Raw genomic sequence first — 14,561 nt, forward strand, 5'->3', positions numbered from 1 at the left:
GAATGCCTGGCCCTGCGGCCTGCATCCAGCGGTACTGAAAGCGTGTTCTGCAATAAATCAATGGCCCGATGCGCCACGAAACAGGGTCATCGCGGCGTTCAGGCCAGGGGAAATGCAGGAGACCAGCTTGCGAAAATGCAAATAAAACGAATTATGCCGAATTTTTTCGTCGAATTCTTTGCATTATCCGCAAAAATCAACCAAGCACCGATTTTACCGTTTCCACCGAGCGTTCCACGTCCTCTTTACTCATTGCATTGAACATGGGCAGCGACACGATGCGCTGGCCGACGCGTTCGGCCACCGGGAACATGCCTTCCTTGAAGCCACGTTCACGATAGAGCTTCAGCAAGTGAATGGACGGGTAGTGGTAGCCGATGCCGACCTGCTTTTCCATCATCTTTTCCATGAAGGCGGCGCGGGTGATGCGCTCCGGCAGGACCAGCTGGAACATGTGCCAGTTGGAGTTCTCGAAGTCGGCCACTGGCAGCTGGGCACCGAAGCTGGCTTCGAAATCGCTGCCGAAGCAGGCGAAATAGTGGCGCGCCAGTTCCTTGCGGTGGGCGGTGACGGCATCGATGTGGGCGAACTGGCCCAGGCCGATGGCGGCGGCCACGTCGGTCATGTTGAACTTGCCGCCCAGAACATCCACTTCCAGGCCGTCGAAGCCGCTGCGGGTGACGCCCTGCAGGCGGTATTTCTCGGCCAGACGGGCTTCCTCGGCATTGTTGAGCACCAGGAAACCGCCTTCGGAACTGGTGATGTTCTTGTTGGCCTGCAGGCTGAAGGAGACGAAATCGCCGAAGGCACCGATGCGCTTGCCCTTCCAGGTCGAACCCAGCGCCTGGGCGGCATCTTCCACCACGCGCAGATTGTGCTTGGCGGCAATCGTGTAGAGGCGGTCCATGTCCAGCGGCAGGCCGGCCAGGTAGACCGGGATGATGGCCTTGGTGCGCGGGGTAATGGCGGCTTCGAGGCGGTCCAGGTCGATGTTGCGGGTGACCGGATCGATGTCGGCGAACACCGGGGTGGCGCCGGTTTCCAGGATCACGTTGGCGGTGGCGACCCAGGAGATGGGGGTGGTGATGACTTCATCGCCCGCGCCGATGCCGGCGATGCGCAGCGCGATTTCCATGGTGCAGGTGCCGGAGTTGAAGGTGCGCACGATGCGTCCGCCCAGGTAGTCCGACAAGGCCTTTTCGAACGCCTGCACCTTGGGGCCGCTGGTGATCCAGCCCGAGCGCAGCACTTCGCCGACGGCGGCGATGGTGGCTTCATCGATGGTGGGTTTGGAAAACGGCAGGAAAGGCAGGCTCATGGTGGAATCCGGTCAGACTAGGTTCAAGGGGAGGGCGCTGCCGCAGCGGGCAGCGCAGTGGCCGGCGCGCCGGGCGCGCGGCAACCCGGTATTGTAAATCAGCTTCTGGTCAGCAAGACCACGCCGACGATGATCACGCCGATGGCCAGCAGGCGCTGCAGGGAGATGGCCTCGCCCAGGAAGTACCAGGCACCGATGGCGTTGATGATGTAGCCCAGCGAGAGCAGCGGGTAGGCGATGGTCACGTCCACCCGCGACAGGCCGATGATCCACACGCCCACCGAGATCACGTAGCAGGACAGGCCGCCGATGATGGGCAGCTGGGTAGCCAGCTTGAGGCCGGTGGAGAACCAGTTGTCCGCCGTCAGGTGGATCGCACCGACCGCATTGGTGCCGGCCTTGAGCAGCAGTTGTGCAACGGCGTTCAGGCAAATGCCGACGAAAATGAAGCCAAAGGTAGTCAGGTTCATTTCGCCGCCTTCTTCTCGCCGGCGACCGCTGCGGCAGGGGCCGGGTCATTGGCCACGATCACGCGGCGCGGATCCTGGCCGATCAGGCGCATCGGCAGCTTGCGCTCGACCAGCTGCTTGTAGATGGTCGGATCGATGATGGCGATATCCTTCTTGCCAGCCGCGTTGTCGGCCACCCATTGCGCCACGAAGGCATCGATGGTGGGCAGCCACAGCTGCGGTTCCTGCTTGAGACCGAACTCCATTTCGTCGGCATGCTGCACCAGGGTCATGGTGCGGCGCAGGTAGAAGGGCAGGGCCTGTTCATAGCGGCCGACCAGGTAGATCGGGGTTTCCGGCTTCAATTCAGCCTGCAACGCCGGCACGTAGTCCACACCCGCCGAGTAGCGGCCCTGCGGATCATGGCCCAGCATCAGCAGCTGGCCGGCCACGAAGGCGGTCGCCGCCAGCGCGGTCACGGCCCAGTCCTTGTGCTGGCGCGCCAGGCGGATGGCGGCGATGCCGCCGACGAAGAAGATCAGGGTGGCGGCGTAAAGGTAGGGCACGTGGGCCTCCACCAGCGGCAGCGAGTAGGCATCCTTGGCCAGCGAGGGCACGCGCGGGATGAAGGCCAGCGCCACCGCCGAGGGCAGGGCCACCAGCGAACCGGCCCAGGCCAGCGCCTTGTAGTCCGCTTCGTCCAGGTAGCAGGCGATCAGCAGCGCCAGCGCCGGGAAGATCGGCAGGATGTAGGAGGGCAGCTTCGAGTCCGAGATGCTGAAGAACACGAAGATGAACACCGCCCACACCAGCAGCATCCGCTTGGGCTGGAAACGCCCGCCGTTGAGGCTGTTGTAGCCGGCGGTGTCGCGTTGCTCGCGGGTGCTTTTCCACAGGCTCTGGAAGAACACGCCCAGCCAGGGAATGATGCCCAGCACCAGGATGGGAATGAAGTAATACCAAGGACCGGTGCGGCTATGGATCTTGGTGGTGAAGCGCTGGAAGTGCTCGTGGATGAAGAAGAACTGCGGGAATTCCGGATTGCGCAGCGACACCGCCACGAACCAGGGCGTGCAGATCGCAAAGAACAGGATCAGGCCCTTGACCAGATGCAGCCGCTTCCAGATCGCCCAGTCGCGCGCAAACAGGGTATAGAGCACCAGCACCGCACCGGGCAGAACGATACCGATCAGACCCTTGGACAGCACCGCCAATGCCATGCCGGCCCAGCACAGGAGCATCCAGTTGCGCTGGCCTTCACGGGAGGCACCGTCGCGCTGCGCCATCAGCAGCGAGCACAGGGCGATGGTCATCATGCCCGACAGGCCCATGTCCAGCGTATTGATGTGGCCCATGCCCGCCCAGAAGAAGCTGGAGGCCAGCACCAGGGCGGCATAGAAGCCGACGCGGGCGCTGAAGACGCGGGTGCCGGTGTAAGCCGCCAGGCCGATGCCCAGCAGGCCGCACAGGCCGGTCCACAGGCGCGCCTGCCATTCACCGAGGCCGAACAGCTCGAAGGTGATGGCATTCATCCAGGTTTGCAGGGGCGGCTTCTCGAAGTACTTGATGCCGTTCAGGCGGGTGGTGATCCAGTCCTGCGTGGCCACCATTTCGCGCGCCATCTCGGCATAGCGGCCTTCGTCGGTGGGCACCAGTACACGGGCTCCGAGCATCCAGAACCAGACCAGCAGGAAGAGAATGAGCAGCGTCCAGACGAACGCCTTGGATTTATACAGTTCGCGCATTGACAGCGGTTCCTTGTTGCGTGTTCTTGGGTTTCTTGTCGCGGCAGGTGCCGGCGTCAGGCCTGGGGCGCAATGATCAGCGCCAGCGCCACCTTGCGCCCTTCGGCCATGAGAATGTTGTAGGTCCGGCAGGCGGCCTGGTTGTCCATGCACTCCACGCCGATGCGGCGCGCAGTCAGCACCGTGGTCAGCTTGGGATGGACGAAGCGCTGGCGCTCGCCGGTGCCCAGGATGACCACGTCCGGTGCGGTGGCATCGATCTGGGCGAAATGCTCGGGAGTGAGCGCCTCGAAGCTCTCTGCCGGCCAGGGCACCGGCTCGGTCTCGGGCAGCACCAGCAGGCTGTTGGTGAAACGGATGGCATTGAGCTCGACGCCGTCCTCATCATAGGCGGTGACGGTCTGGTATTGCTTGGTTTCGGTCGAATGGAGCTTCATCGCAGATGGGCAGGATGGGTTGCAGGCGGCCCCGCGGGGCGAACGACCGGGCCATGATGTCAAGTCGACATGCATCGCAGCAACGCGGTCGTAAAGTGCGCCATTGTAGCCGTTTCCGACCCCGGCGCACGCCTATTTGATTGATAAAATGCTTAGCTTTGGGCAAAATGGCCGGTTCCCGGCAAGCCCATGAGGCAGCGCCGCAGGCCGCTTTGCAGGTGCTTTACATTGCACTGCAGCAGGCAAAAACGTGCAGGAAAATGATGGCAAGCGTGGTAATGGAGGGGAGCCGCAGGATAATGGTTCCGGTCCGGTGCCCGCGGCCGATGAAGCAGGACAGGACGGGCAGGGGCCGACGCCGCCTGTCACGAAACGATTAGAGGAAGAGCTGTGCGACCGATTCAGAAATCCAAGAAGCTGGCAGATGTGTGTTACGACATTCGGGGTCCCGTGCTGGAAAAGGCGCGCCAGATGGAGGAAGAAGGCCACAAGATCATCAAGCTCAACATCGGCAACCTGGCCGCCTTCGGCTTCGATGCGCCCGACGAGATCGTGCAGGACATGATCCGCAACATGGGCAATGCCTCCGGCTACACCGATTCCAAGGGCCTGTTCGCGCCTCGCAAGTCGGTGATGCACTACACCCAGCAAAAGAAAATCGAGGGCGTGACCATCGATGACATCTACCTGGGCAATGGCGCCTCCGAACTGATCGTCATGAGCGTCAATGCGCTGCTCAACACCGGCGACGAAGTGCTGGTGCCGTCGCCCGACTATCCGCTGTGGACCGCCGCCGTGAGCCTGTCCGGCGGCACCCCGGTGCATTACGTCTGCGACGAGCAGCAAGGCTGGCAGCCCGACATCGCAGACATCAAGAAGAAGATCACCCCCAACACCAAGGCCATCGTCGTCATCAATCCCAACAATCCGACCGGCGCGCTGTATTCGGTGGAGGTGCTGAAGGAGATCATTGAGCTGGCGCGCCAGCATCAACTGATCATCCTGGCTGACGAGATCTACGACAAGGTGCTCTACGACGGCAACACCCACACCTCGCTGGCCTCGCTGGCCGACGATGTGCTGTTCATCACCTTCAACGGCCTGTCCAAGAACTATCGTTCCTGCGGCTACCGCGCCGGCTGGATGGTGGTTTCGGGCGAGAAGAAGCATGCGCGCGACTACATCGAAGGCCTCAACATGCTGGCCTCGATGCGCCTGTGCGCCAATGCGCCCGGCCAGTTCGCCATCCAGACCGCGCTGGGCGGCTACCAGAGCATCAATGACCTGGTCGCCCCCAATGGCCGCCTGACCAAGCAGCGCGACCTGGCGCACAAACTGCTGACCGACATTCCTGGCGTGACCTGCGTCAAGCCCAAGTCGGCGCTCTACATGTTCCCGCGCCTGGATCCGGAGGTTTATCCGATCAAGGACGACCAGGAATTCGCCTACGAACTGCTGGCCGAGGAAAAGGTATTGATCGTGCAGGGCACCGGCTTCAATTGCCCGACGCCGGACCACTTCCGCGTGGTGTTCCTGCCCAACACCGACGACCTGACCGAATCCATGGGGCGCATCGCGCACTTCCTGGAAGGCTATCGCCGCCGCCACGGCACGGCCTGATCCGATTTGCAGTACCCGTCACGGCCGCGGCCTGCGGCGTGGCGGTCATTTTTCACCAACCACGAAGACAATATGAAATCCATCAAAGTAGGTTTGCTCGGCATCGGCACCGTGGGTTCCGGTACTTTCAATGTTCTCAAGCGCAACCAGCAGGAGATTGCGCGCCGTGCAGGCCGGGGCATTGAAATTACCATGGTCGCCGCTCGCAATACTGCCCGCGCGACCGAACTGACCCAGGGAGAAGTCAAGGTCGTCAATGACGGCAACCTGGTGGTGAACGATCCCGAGATCGATATCGTCGTGGAGCTGATCGGCGGCGATGACATCGCCCGCGACCTGGTGCTCAAGGCCATCGCCAACGGCAAGCACGTGGTCACGGCCAACAAGGCCCTGATCGCCAAGCATGGCAATGAAATTTTCAAGGCGGCGCAGGAAAAGGGCGTCATGGTGGCCTTCGAGGCGGCCGTGGCCGGTGGCATCCCCATCATCAAGGCCCTGCGCGAAGGCCTGACCGCCAACCGCATCCAGTGGGTGGCCGGCATCATCAACGGCACCACCAACTTCATCCTTTCCGAGATGCGCGACAAGGGTCTGGACTTCGACGTGGTATTGAAGGAAGCGCAGCGCCTGGGCTATGCCGAAGCCGATCCGACTTTCGACATCGAAGGCGTGGATGCCGCCCACAAGCTGACCATCATGGCCTCGATCGCTTTCGGCATCCCGGTGCAGTTCGACAAGGCCCACGTGGAAGGCATCACCAAGCTGCAGGCAAGCGACATCACCTATGCCGAGAAACTGGGCTACCGCATCAAGCTGCTGGGCATCACCCGCCAGACTGCCAAGGGCATCGAACTGCGCGTGCACCCGACGCTGATTCCGGCCTCGCGCCTGATCGCCAACGTTGAAGGCGCGATGAATGCCGTGGTGGTGCGTGGCGACGCCGTGGGTGAAGCGCTGTACTACGGCAAGGGTGCCGGTTCCGAGCCGACCGCCTCGGCCGTGATCGCCGACCTGGTCGACATCACCCGCCTGGCGACTGCCGACCCCGAACACCACGTGCCTTCGCTGGCCTTTCAGCTCAACGCCATGGCCGATACCCCGGTGCTGCCGATGAGCGAAGTCGTGACCAGCTACTACCTGCGCATCCGCGTGGCCGACCAGGCTGGCGTGCTGGCCGATGTGACGCGTATCCTGGCGGATTCGACCATCTCCATCGACGCCATGCTGCAGAAGGAGCCGGCTGAAGGCGAGCAGCAGACCGACATCATCATGCTGACCCACCAGACCCAGGAAAAGAACATCGAGGCTGCCATTGCCAAGATCGAAGCCCTGGCGACAGTGGTCGGCCAGGTCACCAAGATCCGCCTGGAAGAGCTGAGCTGATTCGATCTGCTGTCATTGCATCAAGGAAAAACGGAGCCCGCGGGCTCCGTTTTTCTTTGGATCGGGAAGAAGGGGGGGGGTGGTAAACGCCCCCTATGATCATTTCTTCAGTTCGAAATTGCAGACTGCCTGCAGCATGGCGTCGCCGACCGACATCGGCTTGGGCTTGATGAACTCTTGTCCCTTCAGGGCATCGCTGTGGTCACGCTTGTCGCCCTTGCCATCGTTCTCGGCGAAGATGATTTCGCGCACCAGCTTCATGCTGCCGGCCTTGCAGTTGTACTGGTGCAGGTCCTTGTAGGATTTCAGCGCGGGGAAGCTCTTGTCGCCATTGTTGGGACGCGCTTCCTTGAAGTTCCACATCGACCAGGCTTCGCGGATGCCGCCCGATTCGACGATGGAGTCGGTATCGACCAGCAGTTCGGACGTATCCGAGCCACCCAGCGATTGCCAGTTCTCGGCGTGCGCCGGCAGGCTCGCCAGCAGGGTGCAGAACAGGCCGGCCGCGGCCAGCAGGGTCTTGATCTTGTGGTTCATGCCGTTTTCCATCCTTTTGAGTTTGAAGTGCATCTTTGATGTGGCCAGCGTGCAAACATTCCCGCCATCCCGGCGGCGCTGCACGAAGTGGCGCAGCATAGCCCGGGCATGCGCGGCTTTCAAGGGTGGTAACGTTTTATTTCAGCTTGCGCCGGCGCCATGATGATTCAGTGCAACAAATGGCCCGTCAGCCCGAGACCCTGCGCCACCGCCCTGTCTGCAGGTGCAGCTTTCTTCCATGCCGCGCTTTTGTGCAGCGCCCGCTGGCCGTATAATCGTGGACTTTCCTCCCATTCCACGCTCCCGCCGCCTGCCGGCGCATCCTAATCGACATGCAATACGTTTCCACCCGCGGTCACGCTGCAACTCCTTCCTTTTCCGACATCTTGCTGGGCGGCCTGGCCCCTGACGGCGGCCTGTACCTGCCGGCCACTTATCCGCAGGTCAGCGGTGCCGAGCTGGACCAGTGGCGTACGTTGTCGTATGCCGACCTGGCTTTCGAAGTGCTCAAGAAATTTGCCACCGACATTCCCGAAGCCGACCTGAAGGCGCTGGCCCACAAGACCTATACCGCCGACGTCTACCGCAACACCCGCGCCGGCGAAGATGCCAGCCAGATCACCCCGCTGCGCACCCTGCAGGAAGAAGGCGGCAAGAAGCTGGTGCTGCAGAGCCTGTCCAATGGTCCCACGCTGGCCTTCAAGGACATGGCGATGCAATTGCTGGGCAACCTGTTCGAATATGCGCTGGCCAAGAAGGGCGCGGAATTGAACATCGTCGGCGCCACCTCCGGTGACACCGGCAGCGCCGCCGAATACGCCATGCGCGGCAAGAAGGGCATCCGTGTCTTCATGCTGTCGCCGCACAAGAAGATGAGCGCCTTCCAGACCGCGCAGATGTTCAGCCTGCAGGACCCGAACATCTTCAACCTGGCCGTGGAAGGCGTCTTCGATGATTGCCAGGACATCGTCAAGGCCATCTCCAACGACCTCGAATACAAGGCCGCCAAGAAGATCGGCACCGTCAACTCGATCAACTGGGCGCGCGTGGTGGCGCAGGTGGTGTATTACTTCCGCGGCTACCTGGCAGCCACGACCAGCAACGAGCAGAAGGTGTCCTTCACCGTCCCCTCGGGCAACTTCGGCAACATCTGCGCCGGCCACATCGCCCGCATGATGGGCCTGCCCATCGACAAGCTGGTGGTGGCCACCAACGAGAACGACGTGCTGGATGAATTCTTCCGCACCGGTCACTACCGCGTGCGCAAGTCCGCCGAGACCTACCACACCAGCAGCCCCAGCATGGACATCAGCAAGGCCTCCAACTTCGAGCGCTTCGTCTACGACCTGCTGGGCCGCGACAGCGCACGGGTCAAGGCGCTGTTCCACAAGGTCGAGACCGCAGGCGGCTTTGACCTGAGCGGCCAGGCCGGCAGCGACGGCAATGAATTCGCCAGCGTCCTGCAGTATGGCTTCGCCTCCGGCAAGTCGACCCACGCAGACCGCCTGGAGACCATCCGCTTTGCTGAAAAGGCCTATGGCATCACGGTCGACACCCATACCGCCGATGGCATCAAGGTAGCGCGCGAGCATCTGACGCCGGGCGTGACCATGATCGTGCTGGAGACGGCCTTGCCGGCCAAGTTCAATGAAACCATCCGCGAAGCCCTGGGCCGCGACGCCGACCGTCCGGCGGGCTTCGAGAACATCGAGGCGCTGCCGCAGCGCTTCGAGGTGATGCCGGCCGATGCCGCCCGGGTGAAGGCTTACGTGGCCGAGCACACCGGTCTGTAAGCCGCGCCTTACCATCTCTACGCCGTCCGCGCCATTGGCCCGGACGGCGTTTTTCATGGAGCGCGTGCGGGCGGCGATTGCATTAGAATGTCGGGTCGCTGTATCGACCAGAAAACAACGCTTCACCCTTGTCCCGAACTTCGATCTTCTCCGTCAGGCCTGCCATGTCCTCCACGCCCGTTCCTTCCGCAGCCCCCTCATCCGACAAGCCGGCCCGCCCGCCCATGCAAAGCGTCAGCCAAGCGCTCGATACCTTGTTGTCGGCCGCCGTGCCGGTGGTGGAGAGCGAGACCGTCGATACGCTGGAGGCGTGCGGACGCGTGCTGGCAGCGCCGGTGGCGGCTTCCATCGACGTGCCCGGCATGGACAATTCGCAGATGGATGGCTACGCCGTGCGGGCGGCGGATTGCGCATCGGGCCAAGCGCGCCTGCGCGTATCGCAGCGCATTCCGGCGGGCCACGTGGGCCAGCCGCTGGAACCGGGGACGGCGGCGCGCATCTTTACCGGTGCGATGATGCCGCAAGGGGCCGACGCCGTCGTCATGCAGGAAGCCTGCGAGACCGAGGGTGAGCACGTGGTGATCCGCCATGTCCCCAAGAGCGGTGAATGGGTGCGCCTGATCGGTGAAGACATCCGCCAAGGCAGCACCATCCTCGCCGCCGGTACCCGGCTGCGCCCGCAGGAACTGGGGCTGGCGGCCTCCATCGGACAGGCGCAGCTGCAGGTGCTGCGACCGGTGCGCGTGGCGGTGTTCTTCACGGGCGATGAGCTGACCATGCCCGGCCAAGCCCTCAAGCCGGGCGGCATCTACAACTCCAATCGCTTCCTGCTGCGCGGCCTGTTGCAGAAACTGGGCTGCCAGGTCAGCGACTTCGGCATCGTGCCCGACAGTCTGGAGGCGACCCGCCAGACCCTGCGCGAGGCCGCGCGCGAGCACGATCTCATCATCACCAGCGGCGGCGTCTCGGTGGGGGAAGAAGACCATGTGAAGCCTGCTGTCGAAGCCGAGGGCCGCATCAACATGTGGCAGATCGCCATGAAGCCTGGCAAGCCGCTGGCCTTCGGCCAGGTGCGCCGCGGGCAAGGGGCGGGAGAGCAGGGAAGTGAAGCTTTCTTCCTGGGGTTGCCGGGCAATCCGGTGTCGTCCTTCGTCACCTTCCTGCTCTTCGTCAGGCCCTTCATCCTGCGCCTGCAAGGGCTGCCGCGCGAGGCCGTGTTGCCGCAACCGGTGGCCATGCGCGCCGACTTCGACTGGCCACGTGCCGACCGCCGCCAGGAATTCCTGCGCGTGCGCCGCAATGCGCAGGGCGGACTGGATCTGTTCCCCAGCCAAGGGTCGGCAGTGCTGACCTCGACTGCCTGGGCCGATGGCCTGATCGACAATCCGCCGGGGCAGATCATCGCCGCCGGCGACACGGTGCAGTTCCTGGCCTTCGATCATCTGCTGAACTGAACGCGGCGCAACAGCGATGAGACTGGCGGAGATCGATCAGTACCTGAGCAGCAGCATTCCCAGCGAAGCCACCGGCTGGCGGCGCTTCGTGCTGGAGTTCCTCATGTTCGGCCTCAAGGAGGCGCGTTGCTGCCTCTTTGCGGGGCTGTTCTTTGCGGCCGTGTTCCTGATGCCGCGCGCCGGTCTGTTCGGCATTCCGCGCTATGACGCCTTGCTGCTCTTCGCCTTGCTGGTACAGGTCTGGATGGTGTCGACCCGCATCGAGACCATCGCCGAACTCAAGGCCATCAGCGTCTTCCACGTCGTCGGTTTTGCACTGGAGGTATTCAAGACCTCAGGAGCGATCCAGTCGTGGAGTTATCCTGACTTTGCCTATACCAAGCTGTTCGGGGTGCCGCTGTTCTCCGGCTTCATGTATGCCGCCGTGGGCAGCTGCATCATCCAGGCCTGGCGGCTGTTCGACCTGCGCATCCAGCATCATCCCCCTTACTGGATGGCGACCCTGATCGCCTTGCTGATTTACGTCAACTTCTTCACCCATCACTACATCGGTGACTACCGCTGGTACCTGGCAGCCTGCGCGCTGGGCCTGTATGCGCGCTCCACGGTGCTGTTCCGTCCGCTGGACCGCGATCGCAAGATGCCGCTGCTGCTGGCGTTCCTGCTGATCGGATTCTTCATCTGGCTGGCCGAGAACATCAGCACCTTCTTCGGCATCTGGCGCTACCCCAACCAGATGGGGGCCTGGTCCACCGTGCACCTGGGCAAGTGGAGCGCCTGGTCGCTGTTGGTCATGATGACCTTTACCATCGTGGTGCATCTCAAGCATATCCGCAGCAAGATTCATATCGCCCACTAAGGGCCTGCTGCCACCCTCAAGGAAATCCATGAAAATCGAACTTCGTTTCTTCGCCAGCGTGCGCGAAGCCCTGCAGACCTCGCAGGAAATCATCGAGCTGCCGGACAGCGTCAAGACCGTCGGCGACGTGCGTGCCTTCCTGATGGGCCGCGGCGGCATCTGGGCCGAAGTGCTCGGCCCCGAAAAGAACCTGCGCATGGCCTACGACCATGAAATGACGGAGGCCGATACCGAGGTCGTCGACGGCGGCGAAGTGGCCTTCTTCCCGCCCGTCACCGGAGGCTGAGGTGAGCCCCCGCCGCGATCCTGTAGCCGGCACCATTGCGCATTACAGCAGCCATGCCGAGAGCTTCCGCGAAGGGACCTGGGATCATGACGTCAGCCAGAACATGGCAGCCCTGCTGGACGCACTGCACGCCAGGGCGGGAGCCGCCGGGCAGGGACCGTTCACGATCCTCGATGTTGGCTGTGGCCCGGGTCGCGACCTGATCGAATTCACCCGGCGCGGCCACGTGGCAGTGGGCCTGGACGGCACTGCCGAGTTCGTCGAAATGGCGCGAGCGGCCAGCGGCTGCGAAGTCCTGCACCAGGACTTCCTGCAACTGGATCTGCCGGTGGCGCGCTTCGACGGGATCTTTGCCAATGCCTCGCTGTTCCATGTGCCGGCGGTGCATTTGCCGCGCGTGCTGGGGCAGTTGCATGCCAGCCTGAAGCCGGGCGGCATCCTCTTCAGTTCCAATCCTCGCGGCAATGATCTGGAAGGCTGGAGCGGTCCGCGTTATGGTGTCTGGCATAGCCTGGAAGGCTGGCGTCGCTACTTGCAGCCAGCAGGTTTCATTGAATTGCGGCATTATTACCGCCCTGACGGTTTGCCACGCGAGCAGCAACCGTGGCTGGCCAGCGTCTGGCAAAAGACGCAAGACCCGCATCCAGCGGGCTGAGATCGAACATTCGGAATCCCGATTCTTTGGGAGGAGACCAGGCCTGCGCCAAACAGGTCTGCGGAGGGGTGCAAAAGACATCGTTCAATGAAGCGATGCGCATTCATCCACACCTGTAGAAGGATCTATCTTGATTTCGACCCATCTGGCCGCCTGGGCGGCCCAGGACACGCAGTTGCTGCTGGTGACGCTGGCGGCACTGGTCACCATCGTGGTGCTGATCAGTTTCCTGTCCATCGCACCTTTCCTGTCCATCCTCATCGGTACCTTCGTGGCCGGCATCGGTGCCGGCCTGCCGCTGGAAGACATTGCCAAAGCCTTCAGCAAAGGGGCCGGCAGCCTGCTCGGCGAAGCCGGCATCATCATCGCCCTGGGGGCCATGCTGGGCGCGCTCATGGCCGAATCGGGCGCAGCCGACCGCATCGTCAATACCCTGCTCCGCTATGCGCGCGGCAGCATCATTCCCTGGATGATGGCGCTGGTGGCGCTGGTGGTTGGCCTCCCGCTGTTCTTCGAAGTGGGGCTGGTGATGATGGCACCGATCATCTTCGTGATGGCACGCCGTTCCGAACTGCCCATCATGCGCGTGGCCATTCCCGCACTGGCCGGCATGACTACATTGCACGCGCTGCTGCCGCCGCATCCGGGCCCGCTGATCGCCGTGTCCGCGCTGCACGCCGACCTGGGCACGACCATGCTGCTGGGCTTCATCGTGGCCATCCCTGCGGTGATCATCGCCGGTCCCCTGTACGGCAACTTCATCGCGCCGCGCCTGAACCTGGCTGAACCGGACCAGATCGGCAAACTGTTCAGCGCCCGTGAAGGCCAGTCGCAGCCCAGCTTCCTGGTGGCGCTGGTGACCATCCTGCTGCCGGTGGTGCTGATGCTGGGCCGCACCGTGGCGCGCATCTGGGTCACGCCCAAGACCGAGCTGTTTGAAATGCTCAATTTCTTCGGCGAACCCATCATCGCGCTGACCGTGACGGTGCTGTTTGCGGTGGTGGTGCTGGGCTGGGGGCAGGGCAGCAGCCGCTTTGAAGTTGGTGCCACGCTGCGCCGCGCCTTGCCGCCCATCGCCGGTCTGTTGCTGACCATCGGTGCGGGTGGCGGACTGAAGCAGACCCTGCTGTCGGCCGGTATCAGCGACACCATCACCAAGATCGCCGATGGCACCCACATGCCGTTGATCCTGCTGGCCTGGATCATTGCCGTGGCGCTGCGCCAGGCCACCGGTTCGGCCACTGTCGCCACGACCGCCACTGCCGGTATCGTTGCGCCGCTGGTGGCGGGCCTCTCTGCCACCCACAACTCCCTCATGGCGCTGGCCATCGGGGCTGGCTCGGTGTTCTTCTGTCACGTCAATGACGCCGGCTTCTGGATGGTCAAGGAATACTTCGGCCTGAACCTGAAGCAGACCCTGGCCACCTGGTCGGTGATCCAGACGCTGGTTTCGGTGATCGGACTGGGCATGACGTTGCTGCTGTGGGGACTGCTGGTGTAATGCCGCTGCACTCGCGGACGGGCTGGCGCTGGTAGAATCGCAGCCTGCATTCATTTCCTGTTGAACCATGCCCGTCCGCGTCCAGACTGCCGATTTCGATCTCTCCACTGAAGTGGCGCAGTTGCGCCTGGCCAATCCGCGCGTCGGCGCGGTGGTCAGTTTCGTGGGCACCGTGCGCGATCTCAACGATGGTGCAGCGGTCTCGGAGATGGAACTGGAACACTATCCGGCCATGACCGAGCGGGCCCTGGAGCAGATCGTGGAACAAGCCAAGGCACGCTGGCCCATCTTCGATGCGCTGGTGATTCATCGCGTCGGTCCGATGCAGCCGCGCGAACAGATCGTACTGGTGGCGGTGACTTCACCGCATCGCGGCGAAGCCTTTGCCGCCTGCGAATTCATCATGGATTACCTCAAGACCCAGGCCCCGTTCTGGAAGAAAGAGCAAACACCCGACGGTGCCCGCTGGGTCGATGCCCGCGAAAGCGACGACACGGCGCTGGCCAAGTGGGCGCAATAAGTCA

The 14,561-nt window shown here is 62.9% G+C and carries 14 protein-coding genes; 9 read left to right on the plus strand and 5 right to left on the minus strand.

The window, feature by feature from the left end:
• Positions 1-196: 196 nt before the first annotated feature.
• The 4 genes from JOD78_RS01065 to JOD78_RS01080 form a co-directional block, all read right to left on the minus strand.
• A complete protein-coding gene (locus JOD78_RS01065; RefSeq protein ID WP_121039797.1) occupies positions 197-1,318 on the minus strand; it encodes a DegT/DnrJ/EryC1/StrS aminotransferase family protein in 1,122 nt (373 codons plus the stop codon).
• A gap of 98 nt (positions 1,319-1,416) precedes the next feature.
• A complete protein-coding gene (locus JOD78_RS01070; protein WP_121039800.1) occupies positions 1,417-1,788 on the minus strand; it encodes an EamA family transporter in 372 nt (123 codons plus the stop codon).
• Positions 1,785-3,512, minus strand: coding sequence for a glycosyltransferase family 39 protein (locus tag JOD78_RS01075; protein WP_121039803.1), 1,728 nt, complete (start codon positions 3,510-3,512; stop codon positions 1,785-1,787). Before JOD78_RS01075 ends, JOD78_RS01070 begins: the two co-directional genes overlap by 4 nt.
• Before the next feature lie 56 nt (positions 3,513-3,568).
• A complete protein-coding gene (locus JOD78_RS01080; protein WP_039788406.1) occupies positions 3,569-3,949 on the minus strand; it encodes an Mth938-like domain-containing protein in 381 nt (126 codons plus the stop codon).
• 390 nt (positions 3,950-4,339) lie between these two features.
• Here JOD78_RS01080 and JOD78_RS01085 point away from each other — a divergent pair, with 390 nt between their 5' ends.
• Positions 4,340-5,569 carry a pyridoxal phosphate-dependent aminotransferase gene (locus JOD78_RS01085; RefSeq protein WP_088753784.1) on the plus strand — a complete coding sequence of 410 codons (1,230 nt, stop codon included), beginning with the start codon at positions 4,340-4,342 and terminating at the stop codon, positions 5,567-5,569.
• A gap of 72 nt (positions 5,570-5,641) precedes the next feature.
• Positions 5,642-6,952, plus strand: coding sequence for a homoserine dehydrogenase (locus JOD78_RS01090; RefSeq protein ID WP_034340975.1), 1,311 nt, complete (start codon positions 5,642-5,644; stop codon positions 6,950-6,952).
• A 99-nt stretch (positions 6,953-7,051) separates the two neighbouring features.
• Here the strand turns inward: JOD78_RS01090 and JOD78_RS01095 are convergent, their stop codons facing one another.
• Entirely contained in the window at positions 7,052-7,489 is a 438-nt protein-coding gene (locus tag JOD78_RS01095) for a surface-adhesin E family protein (RefSeq protein WP_209569098.1), read from the minus strand.
• Between the two features lie 332 nt (positions 7,490-7,821).
• Between JOD78_RS01095 and thrC the strand changes: the two genes are divergently transcribed.
• The 7 genes from thrC to moaE all read left to right on the plus strand — a co-directional run bounded on the left by thrC (position 7,822) and on the right by moaE (position 14,557).
• Positions 7,822-9,282, plus strand: coding sequence for a threonine synthase (gene thrC / locus JOD78_RS01100; protein ID WP_121039806.1), 1,461 nt, complete (start codon positions 7,822-7,824; stop codon positions 9,280-9,282).
• A 164-nt stretch (positions 9,283-9,446) separates the two neighbouring features.
• On the plus strand, positions 9,447-10,736 hold the full coding sequence (gene glp, locus JOD78_RS01105) for a gephyrin-like molybdotransferase Glp (protein WP_121039809.1): 1,290 nt from the start codon (positions 9,447-9,449) through the stop codon (positions 10,734-10,736).
• 16 nt (positions 10,737-10,752) lie between these two features.
• A complete protein-coding gene (locus JOD78_RS01110) occupies positions 10,753-11,595 on the plus strand; it encodes a DUF817 domain-containing protein (protein ID WP_209569096.1) in 843 nt (280 codons plus the stop codon).
• 28 nt (positions 11,596-11,623) lie between these two features.
• Positions 11,624-11,881 carry a molybdopterin converting factor subunit 1 gene (gene moaD / locus JOD78_RS01115; RefSeq protein WP_121039815.1) on the plus strand — a complete coding sequence of 86 codons (258 nt, stop codon included), beginning with the start codon at positions 11,624-11,626 and terminating at the stop codon, positions 11,879-11,881.
• 1 nt (position 11,882) lies between these two features.
• Complete coding sequence (locus tag JOD78_RS01120) at positions 11,883-12,536, plus strand: class I SAM-dependent methyltransferase (RefSeq protein WP_121039818.1); 654 nt, start codon at positions 11,883-11,885, stop codon at positions 12,534-12,536.
• Between the two features lie 130 nt (positions 12,537-12,666).
• On the plus strand, positions 12,667-14,037 hold the full coding sequence (locus JOD78_RS01125; RefSeq protein ID WP_039788393.1) for a gluconate:H+ symporter: 1,371 nt from the start codon (positions 12,667-12,669) through the stop codon (positions 14,035-14,037).
• Between the two features lie 67 nt (positions 14,038-14,104).
• Positions 14,105-14,557 carry a molybdopterin synthase catalytic subunit MoaE gene (gene moaE / locus JOD78_RS01130; RefSeq protein ID WP_121039821.1) on the plus strand — a complete coding sequence of 151 codons (453 nt, stop codon included), beginning with the start codon at positions 14,105-14,107 and terminating at the stop codon, positions 14,555-14,557.
• The last annotated feature ends 4 nt before the right edge of the window (positions 14,558-14,561 follow it).

Origin of the sequence: Herbaspirillum sp. 1130, from assembly GCF_017833835.1 — a bacterium.
Lineage (GTDB): Bacteria > Pseudomonadota > Gammaproteobacteria > Burkholderiales > Burkholderiaceae_D > Herbaspirillum > Herbaspirillum huttiense.